At 51.1% G+C, this 23,441-nt stretch carries 19 protein-coding genes; 14 read left to right on the top strand and 5 right to left on the bottom strand.

Annotated features, from left to right (window positions below; translation table 11 throughout):
• Nucleotides 1-401 precede the first annotated feature (401 nt).
• The 13 genes from GO984_RS21370 to GO984_RS21310 all read left to right on the top strand — a co-directional run bounded on the left by GO984_RS21370 (nucleotide 402) and on the right by GO984_RS21310 (nucleotide 16,101).
• Nucleotides 402-2,033, top strand: a complete 1,632-nt coding sequence (locus GO984_RS21370) for a P-loop ATPase, Sll1717 family (protein WP_157024580.1) — start codon at nucleotides 402-404, stop codon at nucleotides 2,031-2,033.
• A 415-nt stretch (nucleotides 2,034-2,448) separates the two neighbouring features.
• Nucleotides 2,449-3,879: an SNIPE associated domain-containing protein gene (locus GO984_RS21365; RefSeq protein ID WP_167740463.1), complete on the top strand. Its 1,431-nt coding sequence runs from the start codon at nucleotides 2,449-2,451 to the stop codon at nucleotides 3,877-3,879.
• Between the two features lie 250 nt (nucleotides 3,880-4,129).
• Nucleotides 4,130-5,620, top strand: a complete 1,491-nt coding sequence (locus GO984_RS21360; RefSeq protein WP_157024579.1) for a hypothetical protein — start codon at nucleotides 4,130-4,132, stop codon at nucleotides 5,618-5,620.
• Nucleotides 5,620-6,459 (top strand): hypothetical protein, encoded by an 840-nt coding sequence (locus tag GO984_RS21355; protein ID WP_167740462.1) that lies wholly within the window; start codon nucleotides 5,620-5,622, stop codon nucleotides 6,457-6,459. Before GO984_RS21360 ends, GO984_RS21355 begins: the two co-directional genes overlap by 1 nt.
• Nucleotides 6,460-6,461: 2 nt before the next feature.
• A complete protein-coding gene (locus tag GO984_RS21350) occupies nucleotides 6,462-7,598 on the top strand; it encodes a MotA/TolQ/ExbB proton channel family protein (protein ID WP_157024577.1) in 1,137 nt (378 codons plus the stop codon).
• Nucleotides 7,588-9,273, top strand: coding sequence for a GmrSD restriction endonuclease domain-containing protein (locus GO984_RS21345; RefSeq protein ID WP_157024576.1), 1,686 nt, complete (start codon nucleotides 7,588-7,590; stop codon nucleotides 9,271-9,273). The genes GO984_RS21350 and GO984_RS21345 overlap by 11 nt, the downstream gene beginning before the upstream one ends.
• Nucleotides 9,274-9,607: 334 nt before the next feature.
• Nucleotides 9,608-9,925 (top strand): putative quinol monooxygenase, encoded by a 318-nt coding sequence (locus GO984_RS21340; RefSeq protein WP_157024575.1) that lies wholly within the window; start codon nucleotides 9,608-9,610, stop codon nucleotides 9,923-9,925.
• 10 nt (nucleotides 9,926-9,935) lie between these two features.
• Nucleotides 9,936-10,415: a hypothetical protein gene (locus GO984_RS21335; RefSeq protein ID WP_157024574.1), complete on the top strand. Its 480-nt coding sequence runs from the start codon at nucleotides 9,936-9,938 to the stop codon at nucleotides 10,413-10,415.
• 17 nt (nucleotides 10,416-10,432) lie between these two features.
• Entirely contained in the window at nucleotides 10,433-11,008 is a 576-nt protein-coding gene (locus GO984_RS21330; RefSeq protein WP_157024573.1) for a hypothetical protein, read from the top strand.
• A 563-nt stretch (nucleotides 11,009-11,571) separates the two neighbouring features.
• Nucleotides 11,572-12,669 carry an ABC-three component system protein gene (locus tag GO984_RS21325; RefSeq protein WP_157024572.1) on the top strand — a complete coding sequence of 366 codons (1,098 nt, stop codon included), beginning with the start codon at nucleotides 11,572-11,574 and terminating at the stop codon, nucleotides 12,667-12,669.
• On the top strand, nucleotides 12,662-13,165 hold the full coding sequence (locus GO984_RS21320; protein WP_157024571.1) for an ABC-three component system middle component 2: 504 nt from the start codon (nucleotides 12,662-12,664) through the stop codon (nucleotides 13,163-13,165). Before GO984_RS21325 ends, GO984_RS21320 begins: the two co-directional genes overlap by 8 nt.
• Entirely contained in the window at nucleotides 13,162-15,024 is a 1,863-nt protein-coding gene (locus GO984_RS21315) for an AAA family ATPase (RefSeq protein ID WP_157024570.1), read from the top strand. The genes GO984_RS21320 and GO984_RS21315 overlap by 4 nt, the downstream gene beginning before the upstream one ends.
• A gap of 411 nt (nucleotides 15,025-15,435) precedes the next feature.
• The gene (locus tag GO984_RS21310) at nucleotides 15,436-16,101 is read left to right on the top strand and encodes a hypothetical protein (RefSeq protein ID WP_157024569.1); all 666 of its coding nucleotides are present in this window, start codon (nucleotides 15,436-15,438) and stop codon (nucleotides 16,099-16,101) included.
• A gap of 386 nt (nucleotides 16,102-16,487) precedes the next feature.
• Here GO984_RS21310 and GO984_RS21305 read toward each other — a convergent pair whose 3' ends face one another.
• A complete protein-coding gene (locus GO984_RS21305; RefSeq protein WP_157024568.1) occupies nucleotides 16,488-16,754 on the bottom strand; it encodes a hypothetical protein in 267 nt (88 codons plus the stop codon).
• 338 nt (nucleotides 16,755-17,092) lie between these two features.
• Nucleotides 17,093-19,378: an adenosylcobalamin-dependent ribonucleoside-diphosphate reductase gene (locus tag GO984_RS21300; RefSeq protein ID WP_157024567.1), complete on the bottom strand. Its 2,286-nt coding sequence runs from the start codon at nucleotides 19,376-19,378 to the stop codon at nucleotides 17,093-17,095.
• Between the two features lie 176 nt (nucleotides 19,379-19,554).
• Between GO984_RS21300 and GO984_RS21295 the strand changes: the two genes are divergently transcribed.
• Nucleotides 19,555-19,986, top strand: a complete 432-nt coding sequence (locus GO984_RS21295) for a DUF1489 family protein (RefSeq protein WP_138163714.1) — start codon at nucleotides 19,555-19,557, stop codon at nucleotides 19,984-19,986.
• 52 nt (nucleotides 19,987-20,038) lie between these two features.
• On the opposite strand, the gene hisG is transcribed toward GO984_RS21295, so the two are convergent.
• The 3 genes from hisG to hisS are packed head-to-tail and all read right to left on the bottom strand — an operon-like array spanning nucleotide 20,039 to nucleotide 23,312.
• The gene (hisG, locus tag GO984_RS21290; RefSeq protein WP_157024566.1) at nucleotides 20,039-20,737 is read right to left on the bottom strand and encodes an ATP phosphoribosyltransferase; all 699 of its coding nucleotides are present in this window, start codon (nucleotides 20,735-20,737) and stop codon (nucleotides 20,039-20,041) included.
• A complete protein-coding gene (locus GO984_RS21285) occupies nucleotides 20,734-21,822 on the bottom strand; it encodes an ATP phosphoribosyltransferase regulatory subunit (RefSeq protein ID WP_138163712.1) in 1,089 nt (362 codons plus the stop codon). Before GO984_RS21285 ends, hisG begins: the two co-directional genes overlap by 4 nt.
• Nucleotides 21,822-23,312 carry a histidine--tRNA ligase gene (gene hisS / locus GO984_RS21280; RefSeq protein ID WP_157024592.1) on the bottom strand — a complete coding sequence of 497 codons (1,491 nt, stop codon included), beginning with the start codon at nucleotides 23,310-23,312 and terminating at the stop codon, nucleotides 21,822-21,824. The genes GO984_RS21285 and hisS overlap by 1 nt, the downstream gene beginning before the upstream one ends.
• Nucleotides 23,313-23,441 lie beyond the last annotated feature (129 nt).

Here is a 23,441-nt window from a genome sequence, read left to right as displayed (position 1 = left end):
AAAGACGGTAGGTGTTACGTCATGGCGCCGCTTTTGACCATGATTGAGGGTAAACTGATCGGGAAGGAAAAGCTCCTGAACTCAACTTAGCTTGACAGGCGCCGCATAAAAACATCCGACAGTCAGATCAAATCGAAACCACGACAAGTAGGCGTGTGAAGGCATTGCAGCTTTGACTGAACCAGTCTCGCATGTCCGCGCTTCGCCCCAATCTAAATCTCGCCTTACCGATCTGCACCGCAGAAAATTTCCCCAAACCAGACTTTGCCAAACAGATGTAGCATTTTCACAGGCTAGTTAACGGCTGGCTCACTCTAATAGCATCTATAAGCTAAATTTCTCTAGACAGCCTTAGCGAGTGCTGGCTTTATCATGGCAACTTGATGGGGAAGTTCATACGCATGAGAACTGTCGAAGATCTACTTTCTTTACCACCGAACCTCATCAATGGGATCAAACACGTTTTCGGTCCGCGGCGGCCCTTCGGCCCTTCTAGCTCCAATGGATTTCGGGAGCATCCAGACGTAAGCGAGCTGGTCTTTACGACCGAAAATCAGATGTGGAAGGAATATCTGAACCATCCTCGCATCATTGTTGGTCGCAAGGGATCAGGCAAGAGTTCTATATTGCGCCAGACAGAACAGTCGAACGAATACGGCATTGTACACCGGATTTCTACGTCAGATCTTCTGAGTCAATGTATCGACACGTTGTTTGACGGACCTGCGGACTATCGTCGGATTTCGGCAGAACAGTCTGGGAAAGTCTGGGGCCAAATGATCAACACAGCTCTCATGGCCCAAGTGCTCAAAGAGGACACAGTCTATCGTTTCACTCGGATGGAGCGTTACTTCGAGGTCAGCGGGCTTACCCTCGACAAAAAGGGGCGCAATATATTTGGAATGCTGCGCAGCTTGTCGCCAGGCAGTGGAGATGTCTTCGCGACTCTGCTTAATACGATTATCAGCGGCATTCTCCACTACCGTGGGGAGAGTGGCCTCGAATATCAAGCCGCGTTAGCCGAGTTGGACGAATACCTTTCCGAGCGGAACCTCAAAACCGTCATCATTCTCGACTCCGTCGAACAATATCCTTTAGACGACTATCAATTCACAACCGCACTGACTGGCCTACTGCGCTGCGCTGGGGCATATGGTGGCCAGTTCCGAGATCTTCGCATCGGCATCCCAGCTGAATTATATCATGATCTAGAAGATGAATCCTCAAACATTATGAAGGACTTTGAGAATGCCATTGTACTTCATTGGCTCCCAATGGAACTGCTGCGCCTGATCGCCTGGCGGTATCTCGTGAGTTTAGCCGCTTACGACCCGGCCCGTTTGGAAAGGTTCCGCAGCTTGGATTTAGTTGATCGTGGAGACGTGCACATCGTGCTGGACGATTTTCTTCCACGAGACCTCCATAATCGGCGGGGAGATATCGAATCGAGTAGTGCGTACATACTGCGCCATACACAATTACTACCTCGGCAGATCATCAAGATTTTTAACGAGGCGTATTCGACGCAACGCCCAAACATGCCCAGCGAATACAATTCTATCGTTAGTGCGATTGCTAATGCTGTGCAAATCTGGGAGCCCAAATTCTGTAAGGAAATATATGGTGCGTTCCGTTCGAAGTATCCTTATGCGAGCGACTTGTGCGCGGTTTGCCTGCCGACGCTTCCCCGATTCTTTGATGAAAAGCTCTTCGAGAAAGTCTACCGCGAGAAGGGGAAGCGGGTGATCCAAGAACACTCCAATATCGGAGCGGTCAGCTTTCGAGACTTTCGGCAAGCCTTGTTCGAGATTGGTGCCGTCGGGCGTGTTCGGGATCGTACTATTGTATATGCGGATGCGGATTTTGAATACGCGTTGAACGGTCGACTCTACGCTTCGACCAAAGACGAACTTTGTCTTCATCCGACATTTTCAGGTACGTACGAGACCGATGCCAATCGAACGTCTAGGCTATTCGTCTATCCACATATGTCGCTCTATGATGGTTCTGAGGAACGTCGCCTGCGCATCTGATTGTTTAATCTCAGGATCAAATATGACCGTTGCTGCGAGAGAGGAATCTGAAAGGAATACCTTTTGACATTCATCATAGCGAGTGTCCGCCTGCCCTCAAACCAGGTCCAGTGTTGGAACTGAAAACTCGAAACCAAATAGCCTAGGCTTCATAATAGCTATCTGGAGCTCAGTTTTGTCCTAGAGGACCCGAAGCTCGAGGTATTTAGACACCAGCGTGCTTGGCCTCCACTGACTGCGCTTTCTGCCACCTGGAAAGTATTGGTAAGGGCGTGGTGGACGGCCTTTGGCCCACTCTTGGTCAGCGGGAATTGTAGGATAGAGAGCGACCGCCAGTCTCTTTAGATGAATTTAAGCGGTATCTTTTCAATCGTGGGATGAGTGGTAAGCTCGTCAAAATTTTCACGGAGGCATTATGGATACGTTTAGTCAAAACTGGCCCAACCTCATTTCGGGGGCTATCCTTCTTTTCCCGATAGTGGTGGTCATTTTGTTCATAATGTTGGCGACCAAACGCAAACAAATCCGGGAGTTAGAGACATCCAAAACCGCTGAACGTAAAAGTTTAGAGGATGAAAAGACTGCCGAAGTCACCGCGAGGAAGATGATCGAGGAGCGGTTCAAAGATATTATTGACATAGAGCAAGAAGTCGCCCGATTGGATGATATTCGGATGGCAAAAGAGAAGTCTATTGAAGAGGTGCGAGCCGACTACAAGCATAAAAAACACGTCTATGATCGACTTAGGTCGGAGTTGGCTATCTACGATGCGCGGCTGTCATTCGCAGAGCTGGGCATCTATGAACCTCACTTTGACTTCCAGGATAGTGTGGCTTTTAAGGATGCTATTAAATCTGTCAGGGAGAAGCAAAAAGCCATGGTGTCCTCTAAATCCGCGGTCATATGTACCGAAGAATGGACAGTTGATGGCAGTAAATCCAAAGGCCGTACGATGACTGACCGGAACATTCGCCTCGCTCTCAGGGCATTTAACCAGGAGTGTGAGGTTGCAGTAGCGAATGCCCGCTGGAACAATGTCAATGCGATGGAAAAGCGGATTGGTAACGCGCGTGTGCAAATCGACAAACTCAATGTCTCAAATCACATCTTCATCCAGCAGGAGTTCGTCGATCTGAAACTTAAAGAGCTCTATTTGACCCATGAATATCGTGAAAAGCTTAAGGTCGAGAAAGATGAGCGCTCAGAGGCGTCCAGATTAGTCCGTGATGAGGCAAAGCTCCTTAAGGATGCTGCGGCCGCTCAGAAGAAGGAAGATGAGTACACGGCGCTATTGGACATGGCGCGTAAAGAGGCTGGCCTGGCCACCTCCGATGAGATCGATGAAGTAAACAAAAGGGTGAAGGATCTTGAGCAGCAGTTAGAAGACGCTCATGATCGCAATGAGCGTGCCCAGGCCATGGCCGAGAAAACAAAGTCTGGCTACGTCTATATCATTTCCAACATTGGGAGCTTTGGTGACGGGGTTATCAAGATCGGCATGACCCGGAGGTTGGAGCCTTATGACCGGATCAAGGAGCTAGGGGACGCCAGTGTGCCGTTCCTGTTTGACACACATGCCATGATTTACAGCGATGATGCGCCGGCCTTGGAGAAGACCCTGCACGCTGAATACGACGACCGACGGGTTAATGCCGCTAACTATCGCAAAGAGTTCTTCAGAGTGGCTGTCGATGAAGTCGAGCAAGCAGTACTGCGATTGGCGCCTGAGGCCGATTTCTTCAGCGACATTGAAGCTCAGGAATTTCACGAAACCAAAGCTAAGAGGAAGGAAGAGGCTGATCGTCTAGATGAGATGGCAGCTGCGGAATTCCCGGCTGAGATTTGAGGGATTAGTTTGAGCGTATATGGGCACGAGGCAACAACCATGGTGGCAAACGCAGGGGCTGAATTGTCCCACCATCAGCAAATGTATGATCCAGGCTGTAAAAATTTCGCCTAGCGGCCTAACATCGAATTCACGTTCCTTATTCATGGAATGTCAGGTCAGAGATGTAGGTTTTGCGAAACCAAGCCATTTTGAAAATGTAAAGCTGATGAAAATATGAGGACTAACCTCAGAATAGGAAGTTGCCTGAATGCTCAAGACAATTGGAGAACTGTTTCGGTCGGATGAATTTATTTCTTCTTCTGCGGTTTTTCCCGAAATTGACAGGGAGCGTATATCCAAAACTCTTCGACTTACAGATGAGGGTGATGATCGTGGCAAGCAAGAGCGGCCAGAAGCAGACGCCGAGACCTTGGATCACGTCGAATTACAAGCGATCTCTCGGGTTGAAGAACTTAGACGGCGTGGTCTTGAAAATTACGAGACCAATCGTCGAGTGTACCTGGACCGCCTAAATCTAGCTGGGTCAGCTAGAATGCAGGTCGAGACAGACGCCAACGACGCAAAATCCAAATTCGTCGAGGAAATTACCAAGTGGCGAGGCGTGATGGTGACGCCGCGGGAGCGAGTTCAGGACACCTTCCGGTGGCGAGATCGGTTTCGAGATCTGAATAAGCTTGAGCGGCCTGCACAAGTAGCGAACAGCATGGTCGCCATTATCGGACTGGCCTTCATAATGATTGTTTTGGAATCCGCTGGTAACGCTTACCTGTTCTCTCAAAAGAATACATTAGGAATCCTGGGCGGCCTGATGGCGGCCTTTTTGGTGTCCTTGGGGAATGTGTCAATCAGCACCCTACTCGGAATGGCAACCCGGTACATCAATTGCCGTGGCCTCAGAAATCTGTTCAAAAAGTTCTCCGGCCTGTTGTTTTTTCTACTTTGGGTGGGCTTTGCTGCTGGGTACAATCTTGCGGTTGCTCACTTTCGTGATGCAGTTGAAAGGATAGGTGAGTGGCGAGAAGCAGGGACTGCAGCCATCCAAACTCTGGTCGCAAATCCAATTAGCCTTTACACAATGGAATCCTATGTTCTGCTGATCTTGGGCGCTTTCATCTCAATTATCGCCTTCCTAAAGGGGTACAATGCACTGGATCCGTATCCTGGTTACTCCAAGGTTGCACAGGACGTCATCGACGCCAGAGATGATTATGTCGACTATCTTGAAGAATCCATCGACCTTCTAGCAGAACACCGTGATGAGGCTGTTGGCGCTCTGAGGCAGGCAAGTGACGAAGTTCACCGTAATATTAATGACTCGGTCGATGCCCTTTACGGCCAGAAAGCTCTGCAATCTAACCTTGGACCATTTCTTGAGCAGTGCGATCTGTCAGCAAACTACCTCCTTGCGGTCTACCGAGATGCCAATAAGTCAGCCCGAACAGAAGACGCTCCTAAGCATTTCAAGAAACCCTTTGCTTTTGAAAAATTCGAGTTTGTGACTGAAAACACCTCACGAAAAGAAGAAGCAGAGGCGCAAGTCAAAGAAGTTATCCAGATGGTCAACGATGCAATTTCTGAGATCTTTGAGATGTTCCACAAGGCTGTGCTTGACCACTATGAGATAGACGAGCTTGAAGGCACCTACATTGAACGCTCCCAGAAGCACAGGTCAGTAGGCGTGCATGCATCATCAAGTGAGAAGCTTTCGGTCGTCTCAAAAGAAAAGAAGGTGGTGTAATGGCCAAGCGTCGCCCAAAGGCACGGCGGAGTCCGCCTAACCTCCGCAAGTCGAGGCGCAAGGGCGGAAATAATGCAGTCTGGTATGCCGCTATTGGCGTCTGCACGCTGCTTGTCATCGGAGCCATATTGGGCTCCCAAATGCTGATCTCCAAAGGGCAAGTAGACAAGGCAACGCTGTGCCATACAGGTGGAGCCTTGAACGTGACCGCAGTCTTGCTGGACCTTACAGATCCGCTGAACGAGACCCAACAAGTGCGTTTGAAAACCATCATAACCAATGAGGTGTCCTCTTCCACAACTGACACAATGATTTCTCTTGGGGTGGTGAGCGAAGACCCCAGCAGATGGGGTGCCCGGTTTACCAAGTGCAAACCTGAGACTGGTGAGAACGCCAACGCTCTCTATGAAAACCCAACCATTATCTCTGAGCGATATGCTCAAGAGTTCACGAGACCCATCCAGGCAACTTTGGCGGCAATGCTAACCGGAGAATCGGAGAACCAGTCCCCCATCATGGAGGCGCTGCAATCTCTGGTCTCTGAAACCCCGGATTTCACAACCGCTCGGGGTCAAAGAAAGATAATCATCGTGTCGGACATGCTCCAGCATAGCGACACCCTGAGTTTTTACCGCGGCGAAGGTTGGGATTACTTTGCTGAGAGGAATGGAGTAGCGAGGCTGGCAGGAAACCTCAGGAATGTCACCGTTGAAATTTTACGTATTCCACGTGTCGGCAATGAGATCCCTTCAAACGAAATCTCTGAGGGGTTCTGGTCTAGATATTTCGACAAGCAAGGTAGTCGTCCACCATCTGTCAGCTCGCTTGGAGATTTGTAAGCATGGCTCAGAAACCAAGTCGCATACACTCCGTTGCTCCAAAGGTAACTCTTGATCGCGCTGCATTTGTCCTAGCTTTCCTCTTCGGTGTCTTTGGCGGCGTCCTGATAAAGTTCTGGGGTGCTCATCCCTTTTTCGCAGCCAGTTATTCAGCTGCCATTTTGATCTTTTATGCATTTGTGTCTTGGGCAGGTGGACGTGTGAAGATCGAGCCCGAGACTATTGGTGACAATTGCTATTATCTCGGCTTTTTGTTCACGCTCGCAAGCCTGTCCTATACTCTTTATCAGATGGCTGAACCCGGTGGCGGCGTGGATACGGCACAAGTCATTTCAGGATTTGGTGTCGCGTTGTCTTCAACAATTATGGGTGTTTTCCTGCGAGTATTCATGATGCAGAGTCGTTCCGATTTTGTTGCGAAGGATCGGGAGGTTCGGGCTGACGTCAATAAATCTTTCGGGGACTTCAAGAAAAACATGTCTGGCATTCTGGCCCAGATGAAGGCCTTCTCAACCGAGTCCATCCAATATGCGGCTGAGCGAGATGAGCGTCTCCGAACGTCAACAGAAGACTTCATCAAAGACTACCACAGCGATCTCAGCAAAGCGTCAGAGTCCCTATCCAAGGCCATGGAAAAAACCTTCTCTGAGGCTGCCACGAAAGCCGTAGAGGAAATCAGCACGTCTGTTCGCGAAAGTAACAAGAAATCACAGGAAGCATTGACTGAGCTGGTTGGGAGTATCCAACAGCTGAAAACTGAATTGCAGGAGCAAGAAGCGCAGTCGTTTGAGGAAATTCAGAGCCGCCGCAAGCGAACCATAAAAGAGCTTGAAGAAGCCGAAAAACGCTTGAAGGCTCATGGTGTTGCGATGGAAGGCTATATCAAAATTACTCGTAGGGCCTCCGATGCCATGACAAAGAGATTAGTGCCTTCTTTAGATGCTTTCCGGGAGCGTCTGGACAAGCTGCCGCCCGAGGAGGAAGTCCACGATGCACCATTTCTTGAGCCTGGTGAGGGAGTAGAAAACCCGCCCCAGATTGTTGACCGGCCATTTGTCCTCATGGCTTCTCGCAAGGGGCTGAAGTCTCCTCGCAAAGGGCCGCGGGTGAAACCTGATGTGAAGACCGATGCCGACTGACATCAATGACACTGATCGTAGTTACCGCCGCGGCGCAATCATGGGCCTGACCATGGCGGAGGCGTTCATCCTAATTTCTTTTGCACTGCTCCTACTGTTTGGGTTCTGGCAAAAGGAAATGCAAAAGGAAATCACTCCCGAAGTAGAGGCTTTCAAAAAGCTTTCTTTGGAGCATCGGCAAACTGTTCTCGTGGCGGCTCAGGATGGATCCCTGATGGCCTTTGCAGGACTTAGGAGGGAGGGTGTGGATTTCTCTTCTCCTGCAAGTGTCGAGCTGCCTCAGGAGAAGTGGCGGTTCATTGATACCGATGACGTTCGTCGGCTAATGGATGCCGCATCCAGTCTTCCGGAAGATATGCAGCGGGATCTGGCCGACTTGGTCGAGGATGAAGAAGCTCAGAAAATTCTTAGCGAGATGGGCGCCTTGGAAGCGCTTGTCGAATCTGGTCAGAATATCGCTGACTTGATTGCATCCAGCGATGCGGCTGCTGAAATTAATGACAGTGGACGCAGCCTGGATGAACTACTAGCGACGGCCAAAATTCTGGAAACTCTCAACAATTCAGGTCAAACAATCGACGATCTGTTGGCCACGGCACAGGCTTTGGACGATATTGAGAGTGCAGGACAGACTCTTGAGGGGATCTCCAGCAGGATTAAGAATGCCGAGGCCCAGGAGGCGGCGCTCGTTGAAGCATTACGTAGCGAGCTCGGGGATATGGTGGCTGGGGTCGGGGGGAACATAGACAGCACAGGTGCGATCATTCTTCCTGACACCGCGCTCTTCGAGCAAGGTAAGTCACACATTACCCCCGTGCTTGGAAGGTTTCTGGCCCAGGCATGTGGCCCGTGGCTTGCTGTCCTGAAAAACTCTGGCGTCGACCTATCTGAAGTGAAAATCGAGGGCCACGCCTCGTCAGAATGGCGCTCTCAGTCAACAGCACGGCAAGCATACCTTGGAAATCTGAATTTGAGTCAGCAAAGGTCTCAGGCTGTTCTGAGAACCTGTTTGGATTTTGTACCAGACACAGAAGTTCTTGAATGGGCTAGGAAACATTTGATCGCTGTTGGGTATTCTTCAGTGCGACCTGTCTTGAAGGATGGCCAAGAAGATAAGGCGGCTTCTCGGCGTGTTGTTTTTGCCGCCACTCCAAACCGAAAATCGCTGCTGGAGGAGATCGAAACACAAACGCAGATTGCCCGATATGACCGGAATTTATTTGGCGGATGGGCTGATGCTGATGAGGATTGCATGAATACTCGGCATGAGATTCTCGCAAGCCTATCCACTCAGGATGTCAAACTATCCCGCAACAAGTGTTTGGTTGTTAGAGGAGAGTGGCTGGACCAATACACGGGCAAAACATTCACTCGCGCTCGGGACGTGGACATTGATCACCTAGTGCCTTTGAAGTGGGCATGGGACCGTGGGGCTCATAGCTGGTCGCCCGAACGACGTGCGGAATTTGCCAATGACCCAGCGAACCTTTTTCCGGTAATGGATCAGGTGAACCAAGACAAAGGCGCAAAGGGTCCGGTCGGTTGGCTTCCCCCAGACGACAGTTTTCGCTGCCAATACATCACTCATTTCATGAGGGTGGCAATCGAGTACAACCTTCAAATTCCAGACAACGAAAACGCCAGGATTGCTGAAGTGCGAAACGGCGAATGCTGACATGGCCAATTCTCAACGTGCCCAGTAATCCGTAAGCGCCTGATTGAGGCCGCCTGCCGCTCTTGTTGCTGATGTTATATCTTTGACATTTGGGGCGCTGTTTTTTCGATGTCGTCATCATGTTGGAATTAGGTCTTTCGCCATCCCAGTTCCAGCCTTCGGCAACTACTGTCGTTCCAATGAACAACGCGGTCGCATCGCCATTCGGAAGCCAGCTACCAACAACGAATTCATGAGATAGGTTTATCTGGAGCACCATCCCCAACAGTTGCAGTCGGATTGCCCGGCCGTTAGCCTCAGACAAATTCCAAGTTCAACCAACAGGAAACCGGTTATGTCTACAGTCCACGTGTTTGCCATCATCACCGCCAAGCCGGGCCAGCGCGAGGCTGTTCTGGAACTGTTTAATGCTAATGTACCTACTGTTCTGGCCGAAGATGGCTGCATCGCATATGAGGCCACAGTCGACACCGAAAACGCAGGTCCGATGCAAACCTTATTTGGCCCTGATATCTTTGTCGTCGTTGAAAAATGGGCCAGCATGGCGGCCCTTGGCGCACACGCGACATCGGAGCATATGAAGGCTTACAGCGCCTCCACCAAAGACATGCTGGCCGACCGCGTGATACACATCCTGTCGCCGTTCCAGTAAAGGATCCCAAATGACTTCAGATCATTCCAAACTGCTCGAAATCATTGTGACCTGTACGGACTCTGCAAAGCTGAACAATTGGATTTCGAACGCCTTGCGTGAGGGAGCGACCGATATTGAAGATGCGGCGCGGAGACGGCTCATCGAAATTTCTTCCGCAGCCAATAGCGATGACCCCAACGATGAGATGGTCAGCGACTTCTGGAGGAGTATCACAGCACTGGAGTTAGCGTTGAGCGATGAGAGAGGCAAAACTATAAGGCTCAGTCGAACTCGTCAAAAAATCACCCGCGTGGGTGTTCAAGAAACGCTGGCTGATCTGGCGTTGCAGCCCAAACCTTCAGAGGGCTATTTCCTTCTACAGGACCGGGATATGTTGGATATGAGCGCGGAAGCTGTTGTTCTCAGGTTTGCCAATCGTTTTGAACCAGATGTTGTTCGCGCCGCCCAGAAACGTTTGGGCGCGGACGGCTTTTCCCTAGATAGCTGAAAAATATGGAGAATTCTATGTTTGAGTTTGAGGCGGGGTTTGAACCTACGGCAGACGCGCTAATAGGGCACTTAGACAACGACTCTTATGGGCAGCAGTATCCAGCCCTTCTCAGCCTTGCCTCCAAATGCGAAAATCCTGAGGATCTAGTTGCTTTGTCTCTAGCCACATATGGATGGATGCCCACAATACTTAAGGCCACCTTACACTATGAGGACTTTAATTTGAGCGCGGTGCGTGGAATAAACCAAAAAAATGCTCGGGCCTATTTGAAGCAGTCAAAACCGTTCATAGGGAATAGCTGGATAGGGACGAGCAAATTCCTTCACTTTATCAATCCAGAAGTTTTCCCAATTTGGGATTCCCGTGTTGCGCTGGCGTTTGGTCTGAAATCCTACCAGGGGGCAAACACACGTCGTAATTACGTACGTTACTTTGAATTTTGTCACTCAAGTGTTGAGCAATACTCGAGCATGATCTCGAGAATAAGGTCCTGGCTTCGTGAAGAATATGGTTATTGTGCAACCGACATCCGTTGTCTGGAAATGGCGATCTTTAATACTTCAAAAGGTCACACACAGAACAACTTGTGAGAAAGGGTGATGTGGTTCATTGGATCTAACCGTCAGCCAGCCCCTGTGTGGTTTCTAGTGTGACCGGATCACTGTTGCGAGCTTTCTTCGTCAAGTCCTGGAGCATCCCCCAGAATGGCCAATAGAAACACTGAGAAGAGCCCAAATGAAAACTGACCGGCCACGACCGGACGCCATTGAGACCACAAGGTAGACAGGTAAAAAGTAGGCGATCAGAATTATGACTAGGACAGCAAGGCCTTCCATATTTCATCCTTATTGAGGGGTGTTAGGCAATCAAGCTCTAGGCTGGCTCCTCAGCAAAAAACATCTTTTCAGCTTTCTACTGTGGGCGCAGAAATCACCTTGGCAGACACGTTCTCTAGGACTGAGCATATCTGGCTACTTACCCCACCGTCTTGGCAGACCATAGAGGCCGCATGGCGAGTACCACAAAGCCACCTTGTTAGAAGTTGGATCCGACGGCCTTGCGTTTGTTCAATAAAAACCTAAGGTTGAACTATGGGCGGCTAAAATGAGAGTTCCGCTGCAACATTTTTAGAGAATTAATCGGCAGTGCATTAGTGAAAATCGATCCAGATAGCGCGGGCATCGCCCCTCCAGAAAATGAGCCCCCCCTAAATAGTGCTACAGCACAGTCGGGAAAGCTCCTCTCTCCTGATCAACATCTATTGCTGATTACGGCAGGAGATTGGGAAGATTTCATAAAGGAATGGGCGCAGTTCCAAAAAACCAAGTATCACTTGGTAGACCGTCTTGGTGGCGCGAACGACTACGGAATTGACGTTGCTGGCTTCGTGACCGACAAAGGATTTGACGGAGAATGGGACAACTATCAGTGCAAGTTCTACACTGGTGCCCCGCTCGCCCCCAACACCGCAATCCCAGAAATCGGAAAGCTGATCTGGCACGCGTATGACGGGAAAATTTCTCTGCCCAGAAAGTACTATTTCTTTGCGCCCAAGGATTGCGGGCCCTCACTGAAGAAGCTGCTCCTGAATTCATCGGATTTGAAGGACAAAGTGCTCGAAAAATGGGATGATTGGTGTGCAACTGAGATAACTTCCAAGCAGACCATAGAGTTGAGCGGTGAGTTTGCTAAGTTCATAGATGAAGTCGATTTTTCAATCTTCCAGTATAAACCACGACACGAAGTCATCGAAGACCATAGGAAAACACCTTACTATATCATTCGCTTTGGCGGAGGATTACCGCAACGCCCGGCAGCAAAAGAACCATCGGCGGAACCGTTAAAGGACGAATCGAGATATATTTCGCAGCTATACGAAGCCTATTCTGACAAGGAAAACGTAGTAATAACGGCTGGGAACATTGCTTCATACTCAAAACTTGAGGCGCATTACGGTCGCCAACGAGAGGCCTTCTTCCATGCGGAATCTCTGAAAAGCTTTGCTCGCGATTCAGTTCCAGACGGAACTTTCAAATCACTCCAATCCGAAATTTATTCTGGAGTAATCGACACATGCGATGATGAGCACAAACATGGCGCCGCTCGGATGAAAGCGGTGATCGATAGAGCCAGTGCCATTCAACTGACAGAAAATGGCTTAATCCAAGTTACCAAGGTTCAGGATCGACATGGCATTTGTCATCAACTTGCAAACGAAGATGAGCTGACGTGGGTTCCGAAAGATGACTGAAACACTCGCCCCTGAAGAAGTTTTCAACAGCGCATTTGAGACAGGTCTTCGCGCACTTTGTGCATTGTCTGCTGGTTGTCCACATGAATATGACATTCAACAGCTTTTGGCATTCGACCACATGATCGTGCATTCAAGCGATATGCCCGGCGGCCCAACCAGCCTTCATCCTCAAGTCCAGCAACGGAATGGAGAACTGCTTGTCCGACGCCCTCTGATTCAAAGAGGCTTGGCGTTGATGGAGGCAAAGGGATTAGTAGCAACTAGAATTTCTAATGCGCAGATTCTTTATGTTTCAACGGATTTGGCTCCCGTATTCCTCGACAGCCTTGCAAATCCATACCTTAAAAAACTGATTGAAAGAGCAAAATGGGCGGTTTCAACTTTTGGAGAATTGGGCCCAAATTCATTTTTCAAAGTGTTCAATGTGGCGTTTGATCGCTGGTCAACAGAGTTCCAAATCTCTGACGTCAGCTTAGGAAGATCTTACAGATGAGTAACACCATGCACTTCACCCATCTTGTTTTTAAAGGGCCACACAAAGCTCCAGCGAAAATTGAATTTGGCTTAGGCCTCAACCTAATCTACGGCCCTTCTAATACCGGTAAGTCATCGATCCTAGATGCAATCGACTTCATGTTTGGCCGAGATAGTGCCCTCAAGGAGCTACCAGAACACGACGGCTACGAAGAGATATTACTGGGAATAGAGTTTTCCCAAAATGGCTCCTACACTTTTGTGAGAAGCATAAACGGTGGGAGTTTCACTTGTTACAATGGTACACATCTCGAAGCGCCAGAAGACCAGGAGGGCGTAGTCCTACGGCCCAAAAATCCAACGAAAAAAAATGAGTCTATCCGAGATTTCATTTTGGAGCGTCTGGATCTTTCTGGCAAGGAACTGAAAAAAAACCAAAAGAACGAAAAAGTAAGTCTGACCTTGCGCAACCTCGCGCCACTTCTGATGATAAGCGAAAGAGATATTCAACGTGAGGTTTCGCCGTTCATTAGCGAACAATATGTAAGCGCTACCGCAGACAAATCACGTCTACGTTTTCTATTGACCGGAGTGGATGACCGTAAACTGATACCTGAGGAAAAAGAGCGGATAGTAATTTCCAGACGAGCTAGATTGCAGCTCTTGTCTGAATTCATCGAAGAGAGCGAAGAACAGATTTCGAGCCTTGGTGATGAAGACGATCTCAGAGGAGAGATGCAGTCACAAATTACACGGATAGAAGAATCGTTAGATTCAGAGCGACAAGTCTTGAGTTCCACTGAGGCTAATTATCGTGAAGCCTTGATCGAACGCAATCAACAGCGATCTGATCTAACTGAAGCCCAAGATCGACTGTCAGAAATCTCGGAGATGTTGGCACGGTTTGCACTTCTTGATCATCAGTACACGATTGATCTGACGAGGTTAGAAAACATCAGAGAAGCGGGCACCTTATTCTATGCACTACCATCGGGAAATTGTCCAATGTGCGGAGCCAAGCCGGAATCCCATGACCCTACTAAGGATTGCGGCTTAGGCACCGAAGCGATTGTAACGGCAGCCGAGGGGGAGCAGGCGAAGGTTCGTTCTCTACAGAGCGAGCTGAAAGATGTTGTGGAAACGCTGCAGTGGGAACAGTCAGACGTTGAGCAGCAACTTCCAGAAACAAAACAGGCCCTTGAGCGAGCAAGCAGCCGTTTGAGCGACATCAGTCCGCAGGTCTCCGTACAGAGAAGCCGGTTCTCAGAGCTTCTAGACAAAAAGTCCGAAGTTGAGCGAAACATTGAGTTGTTCGAAAACTTAGATCGACTTCATCAGAAACAGCGCGAAATTGAGCAAGAGTCACGAACAGAAACGACCGAGGACGATGTAAGTTCGCCTTTGCCTACCAAACCACTCTTCGAACTGTCAAAGCGCGTGGCAAGCTTCTTGGATGCATGGGGGTTAGCGAAGAAACCAATCGTTCATTTCGACAAAGAAACGAGGGACTTTGTAATCAATGGCAAACACCGCTCTAGTAACGGTAAAGGCCATCGAGCAATAACGCATGCCGCAGCGACACTTGGTCTACTCAAATTCACTGAAGACAAGCGGTTGCCCCATCCTGGGTTTGTAATTCTTGATTCACCGTTATTGGCATACGAGAAGCCTGAAGATGATGCTGACGATTTGTCTGAGACGGATGTTAATCTACGATTCCTTCAATCACTGGCGACTTGGACGTCGACCCAGACCATTATCTTAGAAAATAGAAAATCAATCCCTTCGGAGTTTTCCGAAGGTGAGGGAATCACTAAGTTCACAAAATCGACCACATTGGGACGCTATGGCTTCTTCCCTCTAGAAGAATCCCAGTAAACTCCAAGGTCCGCTTCGGCGGTTTGAAACAACACCCTTTGCACTTGCAGCAAATATCTGCTTGCCACCCTTCTAGTCGAAATGTGCATGGTGCAGCAATTGGGCCATTTCACTCACTCAAAAATGTAGCGAACGGCCCATACAGGTCAGTCGCCCCGAACTTGCAATGCTGCGACGCGGCCCGTCATCGCAGCGGTCAGTAGATTCCGTGGCATGTTCGGGAACATGAACTACGTCAGAGCGCCCCAGATTCACCCAATGTCGCAAATCCGACTGTTGGACAGGGCGTGTAGCTATATTGCCTTCTTCGAGTTTACATGCGGTGGTTCAAGTTGACATTAAATATTTGATTGTATGTATTAAAATAGAGGTTCCTGCTTACGGAGCATAAACTTGAGATGATCACGAACAATGGACTATCGACATATTTGCTCTGCGGCGATGTTAGCACAACACGGATTACAGACAGCGCATAACGCTGCAAACAATGTCGGCTTCGACAAGGAAGGGCTTGACGCAGCAATCGAGGCCCACAGCCTGCGGCAAATACTATTCCGCTATATCATGCTGGAGATCGCCAATGTCGCTGATGTCGCTGGTATCTCGAGAACGCTCTACAAAGATCATCCTGAACTCGCTACAATGCACAGTGAACTTTCCAAGGCATTCGAGTTCTTCAAATATATCCGGAATAAGTATGTCGGCCATCTTGTCCCAGATCTAACCGCCAAGACATTTGAGTGGCAACCGCATGCTTATACTACTCTGGGAAAAGAGGAATCTGGACAACCATTGTTGCTGTCTTGGTGGGTACTTGAAACTGTAATAAATACTTACACAGATCCATCCTCTGGCCACAAGATTTTTGAAGGGGAGACGGATCTGAACTACCCACCAGATCAGGATCGTTTCCTGAATTTCCTCGGCGAGACAGTGGTAAAGTCACTCAAGTATACAACGCGCTTAATTGAAGTAACCGTAGAAAAAGTCGAGATTCCTGACCTGGAAAATGATTGGGTGCAGCTGGCGATAAAAGCAGGAAAAACAGAGTTCGAGTATCTCGCAAAAAAGCGATGAAGACGAAGCGTGTGAATGTTTCGCCCGATCTAAAAGAGACCTTCGCTACGGATATCTGAGATTTGGCCTAACGGAAGCTGATCAAATTTTGCATCCCGTTTTCTGCGCACTCCTGCCTTTGATATAGAATGCGTGTAATGGCAGCTCCCAAGCTCATAGCGAACCTTTGTACTGAAGTGCCGCGTCGAGCACCAGACGGTCGAAACGAACACTCGGCCTTGGGCCGACAATGACCCATTTCTGCCAGCTACAAGGTGGATGATAGGGCAACACGATGAACAGGGTGTTCTGGACTATTCGCCATGAAAGAGTTCTGGTCGCTAAGAAACTTGATTGGTCAAAGTTTATCTACGAAAGTTGGTGGCCCACCTTTCTTGACAAACGGATCAAGAATTTGACGGTCTTAGGATGTTCCGAACACGTGACTGAATTCGCAACTGATCATAAGGCGTCAGTTGCAGTCCACGGGTAAGATCCTGTTCAAAGCTAGTAAAGTCTTCTCCAACCATACCGTTAGAAAATTCATCATCTCCCATAAGAGCACGCGCCAGATTTCGTTTTCGTGTTTCGAGCAAGTAGGCAGATAAGCGATCACAGAGCTTCAGAAACTGCTCATTGTCTACTTCGACATCTGTATTGTTTACTGATGTCATTCTGGTTCTCCCGAAGTGGGTTCGAATGCTACGCATCCAGATATTGGATTACCAACCAGCTGAGCTGGTCGTTCAGCGAGTAGAAACGGCGTCTATGATTGATATGAGCTTATTCGAATCCATGCAGAAAGATTGATCGAAACCAAAATTCAGTCAAGGTCAGCAGGATTGGCACTAAGGGTAATGCGCTCTCGCAAAACACTGTTTCGCGATGTTCGCGAACCCCAGTAAAACAAGGGTTCGCGAAATTTTGGGCGTTTTATGCCGGTAAAAACTGGCTTAACTCACCCATTTGGACAATATATGCATGGTTTAACAGTGTACCGGTTAGCGCGAAACTAGCCACATTTGGAATGGCCACAGCTTCGACAGGTCATACAGCCTTCGACCATTTGCATGTCAAACTGGCCACAGCTAGGGCAGGCTTTGCCACGCGGTGCACCCAGGTTGACCACCTCGGCGGTAGGATCGGCTTTTAGCCCCATACCTTCCCCTTCGATAAAGCCAGTGTTGATCATATGGGTCTCAATCACGCCACCAATGGCCGCCAGGATCGACGGAATGTATTTGCCCTGAACCCAGGCGCCACCGCGCGGATCAAACACCGCTTTCAGCTCTTCGACCACAAAGGACACATCGCCACCGCGACGGAACACAGCCGAAATCATTCGGGTTAACGCCAGTGTCCAGGCATAGTGCTCCATGTTTTTGGAGTTGATGAAGACCTCAAACGGGCGACGATGCCCATTCAACAGAATATCGTTAATGGTCAGGTAAATTGCGTGCTCGGAATCCGGCCATTTCAGCTTGTAGGTATGCCCCTCCAGGCTTTGCGGACGGTCCAGAGGTTCGGACATATAAACGACCTCGGCGCTGTCACTTTCATGTGGCGCATCGGCAGTTTCACCTGGGGCTTTTTCGGAGCTTTCCGAAACGGTCAGAACCGACCCCGTCACATCATTTGGACGATAGGTGGTACAGCCCTTACAGCCCTGATCCCAGGCCTGCATGTAGACCTCTTTGAATTCATCAAAGCTGATGTCTTCGGGGCAGTTGATGGTTTTAGAAATCGAACTGTCGATCCATTTCTGAGCCGCAGCCTGCATCTTGACGTGATCTGCAGGGGCCAGCGTCTGGGCGTTAACAAAATAGCCTGGCAATTTGGCGTCTGCGCCGTATTTCTCACGGTACATCTGCACCGCGTAATCCACCACTTCCTCTTCCGTACGGCTGCCGTCTTTTTGCAGAACCTTGCGGGTATAGGCATAGGCAAACACAGGCTCGATGCCCGAGGATACGTTGCCTGCGTACAGTGAAATTGTGCCGGTGGGGGCAATCGAGGTCAGCAGTGCGTTGCGGATGCCATGTTCGCGAATGGCGTCACGTACATCGTCGTCCATGTTCATCATATTGCCCGACGCCAGATAGGCCTCGGCATCAAACAGTGGGAACGGACCTTTTTCTTTGGCCAAGTCCACTGACGCCAGATAGGCGGCGCGGGCGATTGCTTTGAACCAAGTTTCCGTCTGACGCGCCGCTTCGTCTGATCCATAGCGTAGGCCCAGCATCAGCAATGCATCAGCCAGACCAGTCACACCCAGCCCAATCCGGCGCTTGGCCAGGGCCTCGGCCTGCTGTTCGGGTAGTGGAAACTTTGACGCATCCACCACGTTGTCCATCATCCGCACGGCGGTGGTGACCAGCTCTTGCATGGCGACTTCGTCCATCGCAGCATTTGTCTCAAACGGATTGGCCACAAGGCGGGCCATATTAATCGAGCCCAGCAGGCAAGCACCATAAGGTGGCAGTGGCTGCTCACCACAGGGATTGGTGGCGGCAATCTTTTCAACATAAGACAGGTTGTTGGCCTTGTTGATACGATCAATAAAGATCACACCCGGCTCGGCATAGTCATAGGTTGCCTGCATGATCTTGTTCCACAGATCACGCGCCTGAACGGTTTGATAGACTTTACCGCCAAACTGCAGCTCAAACGAGCCATCTGCCTTGACTGCATCCATGAAATCATCAGTAATCAGCACCGACATGTTGAACATACGCAGGCGGGCCGAGTCAGACTTGGCAGTGATGAAATCTTCGATATCCGGGTGATCGCAGCGCATGGTCGCCATCATCGCGCCCCGGCGTGAGCCCGCCGACATAATGGTGCGGCACATTGCATCCCAGACATCCATAAATGACAGCGGACCCGAGGCATCAGCCGCGACACCTTTGACATCCGCGCCACGGGGTCGAATGGTTGAGAAATCGTAACCGATCCCGCCGCCCTGCTGCATGGTCAGCGCCGCTTCTTTCAACATTTCAAAGATGCCCGACATGCTGTCCGGTACGGTACCCATGACAAAGCAATTGAACAGGGTCACTTGACGCGCAGTACCGGCACCGGCAGTGATCCGCCCAGCTGGTAGATATTTGAAATCATCCAGCGCCGCATAAAACGTATTTTCCCAAGCCGCTGGGTCTTTTTCCACCTTAGCCAGGTCGCGGGCGATCCGCCGCCAGCTGTCTTCAACTGTGGTATCAATGGGCGTACCGTCTGCTTCTTTGAAACGGTATTTCATATCCCAGATTTGTGCGGCGATGGGGGCAGCAAAGCGGCTCATTTAGCGAATCCCTTTAGGCTTGAGGAACGATCTCGATACACAGGCAAGGCCCATGTCTCAACTTGGAATCGACGACTGCGGCGCATTTTCCTGAGGAGTGTACCACAATACCTTGTTTCCCCCAAGGGAGTGACTACAATATACGGACGATTTGGGGACGACTCTGGGGATGACCTGTGGATAACACTATCAATCTAATCAAGCTTTCGGTCGGGTCAGAAAGTGTAGAAACTTTGACCGCGTGGCAGGAAATGCGGCGCGCGCAATCCCCGGATGATTTGCCACGTCATGTTACCCGCATGTGGCCCAAGCGCGAGGTTGAAATCGTCGCAGGTGGGTCCATTTATTGGGTGATCAAAGGCGCCATTCAGTGCCGTCAGCGTATCCTGCGATTTGATGAGGTGATTGGTGAAGACGGCATTCGGCGCTGCGCCTTTGTGCTGGACCCAGAAATTCACCGCACCCAAAGCGCCCTGCGCCGCCCCTTTCAAGGCTGGCGCTACCTCAAACCAGAGGACAGCCCCCCTGACTTGCGTGAAGGGGCCAGCGCCGAGGATAGCCTACCGCCCGAATTGAACCAGGCGTTAGCTGAAATTGGTGTGCTATAGAGAGTGGCGTTACCGAACCGGGAAACCTCCGGCAACGCCATTAAATCTAACCTTAGGATTCGCCGCGCAAAAGCGCCAACATCTGCTTCAGCGCAGCCTTTTCTTTGTCGGTCATCACAACCGACCGGCTGCGCCACAGGGTGGCCTGCGACTTCAGCACCGGTCCGTCGCTCAGGATCTTCAGGTGGTTGGCCCGCAGGGTTTCTCCGGTTGAGGTGATATCCGCGACCATTTCAGCAGTCTCATTCTTGACCGTGCCTTCGGTAGCCCCCTGGCTATCAACCAACTGGTAATCAGCCACACCACCGTCGGTGAGGAATTCCCGCACCAATCGATGGTATTTTGTCGCGATCCGCAACCGGTGCCCGTGCCGCGCCCGAAACGCTGAAGCCACCGCATCGAGATCATCCACCGTATCCACATCCACCCAGGACTGCGGCACCGCGAGGATCAGATCGGCCTGTCCAAAGCCCATTGGTTCGACCTGTTCGACCTGCTGTTCCCACCGCGGCAGTTTTTCGTGCACAAGATCCGTTCCCGTGACACCAAGATGAATACGCCCCGCCGCCAATTCACGCGGGATTTCACCCGCAGACAGCAGTACCAGATCAACACCATCAACGCCGTCGACCCGACCGGCATATTCCCGGTCCGAAGCGCTGCGCGACAGGGTCACACCGCGCTTTTCAAACCATTTGAAAGTTTTTTCCATCAGCCGTCCCTTGGACGGCACACCCAGTTTGAGGCTCATGACTGTGCCTCCTCTAACATCAGGATCAAATCCGGGCGCAACACGCCACCGACAGCAGGGATTTCGGCCCCCTGCCCGAGCTGTCGGGTCAGCGCATCATAGCGGCCACCACTGGCAATAGGAGGCAAGTCAGGGCGTGCCTCGGCATAAAACCCAAAGACAAACCCGTCGTAGTATTCCATCGAAGTCCGGCCAAAGGAGACTTCAAAGTCAAGGTTTTCAACTGACACACCGCGCGCAGCTAAGGCCGCAGCGCGGGCTTCCAGTCGATCCAGCGCTGGGGTGATCGCGGGCAGGTCAACAGCGATATCGCGCAGCTGCTCCAACGCATAGGGCACAGTTTCGCGCACCGCCATCAGGGCCTCAAGCGCCAGCATTTCATTCTCGGAAATTGGCGCGACTGTCGCATCTTCGCGCAAGGCTTCAACCCGCGCATCAATCTCAGCCCGGCTACGCTTGCCGATTTCAACCGACGTTCCTGTCAACGGTCCTTCCGTCGACAATAGTTTTTTGCGGCTCTCGGGCAGCTCGACCCGACCTGAGAAACGGTCCAGCAAGGCACGAAACCGGCGTGGTCTCCAGATATGGCGCATCAGTGCGGCCTTGCGTCGGTCTGTAGTGTTCAATCCCTGCACAGCAGCCATCAATATACCGATGTCGCCGGTGGCTGCCCGCAGGTTCAAACCTCGAACCTGCAATGCAATCATCGCAAACACTTCGGCATCCGCCGAGGCCGGATTGTCGCGATCAAAGATCTCGTACCCAACCTGAACATATTCATTCATCCGATCTGGATCTAATTCCTGACGCCGGAACACTTCACCCGAGTAGGTATAACGTGCTGGTTCGGCACCGTCGCGCATATGCATCTGCACAACAGGGACCGTGAAATCCGGGCGCAGCATCTGCTCACCGCGCAGCGCATCAGTGGTCACATAGGCACGAGCACGAATATCCTCGCCATATAGGTCCAGCAAAGTACCAGCCGGTTGCAACAGGGGCGGATCAACCACCAGCCCCCCTGCAGCTTCAAAACTCACGCGCAGCCGGGCGGCGCGGGCCTGAATATCAGAACGATTTGGCATTACTGATCCTGCCCATCCAGAATTTCACGTACCTTAGCAACCAGTTGGTCGCGCGGGACTTCAAACTGGCTGGGGCGCTCTTTCCATTCTTCCAGCGTTGCACTTTCGGCAATTTTGGCACCAAGGATCAGGTCCTTGATCTGCACCACGCCCTTTTCCTTCTCGTCGCCACCTTCGATAATGGCGATGGGCGAGTTCCGCTTGTCTGCATATTTCAGCTGGTTGCCAAAGTTCTTGGGGTTGCCCAGATAAACTTCGGCCCGGATGCCCGCATTGCGCAGCTCGGCCACCATGGCCTGATAGTCCGCCATGCGTTTCTTATCCATCACAGTGACCACAACCGGCCCCTTAGGATCGGCGGTAATCCGACCCTTCTCGCGCAGCGCCGCCAACAGACGATCCACGCCAATGGACAATCCAGTGGCAGGCACTTCTTGCCCGGTGAAGCGTTTGACCAGGTCGTCATAGCGTCCACCGCCGGCAACAGACCCAAACTGCCGCTTGCGCCCCTTGTCGTCTAGAATTTCAAAGGTCAGCTCAGCCTCGTAGACCGGGCCAGTGTAATAACCCAGACCACGTACAACGGATGGATCAATCTCAATCCGGTCCGGACCATAGCCACCGGCAGCCAGCAATTCACCGATCTGTTCCAGCTCGGCAATGCCTTCGGCACCCACCTTACTTTCGCCAACCGCAGACCGCAGATTATCCAGCGTGCCAGCTGCATCAGTCGCCTTTGAGGTCAAGAAAGCCAGCACCGGTGCAGCTTGTTCATCGGACAGACCAACACCGTCGATATAGGCCCCCGAAGCATCCAGCCGCCCCTTGGTCAACAGTTGCCGCACACCGGCTTCGCCCACCTTGTCGAACTTGTCGATGGTCCGCAGCACGTCGTCACGCTTAGGATCATCCGCCGCTAGGCCCATGGCCTCCAGCACACCGTTCAGAACTTTACGGTTGTTGATACGCACCAGATAGTCGCCGCGAGGTATGCCGACGGTTTCCAACGTATCCGATAGCATCATGCAGATCTCGGCATCTGCCGCCATCGACGCGGTGCCGACAGTATCCGCATCACACTGATAGAACTGGCGATAGCGCCCTGGTCCCGGCTTTTCATTACGCCACACCGGCCCCATTGCAAAACGGCGATAGGGTGTCGGCAGGTCATTGCGGTGTTGGGCATAGACCCGTGCCAATGGCGCCGTCAGGTCATAGCGCAACGCCATCCAATCGCCGTTCTCTTTTTCGTCAAACTCTTGCCAGGCAAACACACCCTCGTTCGGACGATCAACGTCAGGCAGGAACTTGCCCAGCGCCTCGACCGTCTCAACAGCGGCACTTTCCAGCGCTTCAAACCCATAGCGATGATAGACCCCGGCAATCGCATGCAGCATCTCGGTGCGCTGAGTGACCTCGGCGCCGAAATAATCGCGGAACCCCTTGGGCGTCTGGGCCTTGGGGCGTGGGGCTTTCTTTTGCTTAGCCATGGGTATGGTCCCTTTGGGAGTGGTGTCGCCGCGCGGTCTATCCGATGCATGTAACAACAGCAAGGTATAGGCAGTGGCAGACCGTTGCCCCATCAACCTTTCCCGCCTATGACAGCCCTACCATCCGCA

Source organism: Parasedimentitalea huanghaiensis (assembly GCF_009753675.1).
Lineage (GTDB): Bacteria > Pseudomonadota > Alphaproteobacteria > Rhodobacterales > Rhodobacteraceae > Parasedimentitalea > Parasedimentitalea huanghaiensis.
Note: the sequence above shows the minus strand (reverse complement) of the source record. Positions and strands in the feature narration are given on the sequence as shown.

Coding starts and splice junctions, on each gene's coding strand:
- GO984_RS21310 (WP_157024569.1), top strand. CDS start 15,436: ATGGACTATCGACATATTTGCTCTGCGGCGATGTTAGCACAACACGGA.
- GO984_RS21300 (WP_157024567.1), bottom strand. CDS start 19,378: ATGAGCCGCTTTGCTGCCCCCATCGCCGCACAAATCTGGGATATGAAA.
- hisG (WP_157024566.1), bottom strand. CDS start 20,737: ATGAGCCTCAAACTGGGTGTGCCGTCCAAGGGACGGCTGATGGAAAAA.
- GO984_RS21335 (WP_157024574.1), top strand. CDS start 9,936: ATGACTTCAGATCATTCCAAACTGCTCGAAATCATTGTGACCTGTACG.
- hisS (WP_157024592.1), bottom strand. CDS start 23,312: ATGGCTAAGCAAAAGAAAGCCCCACGCCCCAAGGCCCAGACGCCCAAG.
- GO984_RS21305 (WP_157024568.1), bottom strand. CDS start 16,754: ATGACATCAGTAAACAATACAGATGTCGAAGTAGACAATGAGCAGTTT.
- GO984_RS21285 (WP_138163712.1), bottom strand. CDS start 21,822: ATGCCAAATCGTTCTGATATTCAGGCCCGCGCCGCCCGGCTGCGCGTG.
- GO984_RS21370 (WP_157024580.1), top strand. CDS start 402: ATGAGAACTGTCGAAGATCTACTTTCTTTACCACCGAACCTCATCAAT.
- GO984_RS21315 (WP_157024570.1), top strand. CDS start 13,162: ATGAGTAACACCATGCACTTCACCCATCTTGTTTTTAAAGGGCCACAC.
- GO984_RS21345 (WP_157024576.1), top strand. CDS start 7,588: ATGCCGACTGACATCAATGACACTGATCGTAGTTACCGCCGCGGCGCA.
- GO984_RS21350 (WP_157024577.1), top strand. CDS start 6,462: ATGGCTCAGAAACCAAGTCGCATACACTCCGTTGCTCCAAAGGTAACT.
- GO984_RS21320 (WP_157024571.1), top strand. CDS start 12,662: ATGACTGAAACACTCGCCCCTGAAGAAGTTTTCAACAGCGCATTTGAG.
- GO984_RS21330 (WP_157024573.1), top strand. CDS start 10,433: ATGTTTGAGTTTGAGGCGGGGTTTGAACCTACGGCAGACGCGCTAATA.
- GO984_RS21365 (WP_167740463.1), top strand. CDS start 2,449: ATGGATACGTTTAGTCAAAACTGGCCCAACCTCATTTCGGGGGCTATC.
- GO984_RS21355 (WP_167740462.1), top strand. CDS start 5,620: ATGGCCAAGCGTCGCCCAAAGGCACGGCGGAGTCCGCCTAACCTCCGC.
- GO984_RS21340 (WP_157024575.1), top strand. CDS start 9,608: ATGTCTACAGTCCACGTGTTTGCCATCATCACCGCCAAGCCGGGCCAG.
- GO984_RS21360 (WP_157024579.1), top strand. CDS start 4,130: ATGCTCAAGACAATTGGAGAACTGTTTCGGTCGGATGAATTTATTTCT.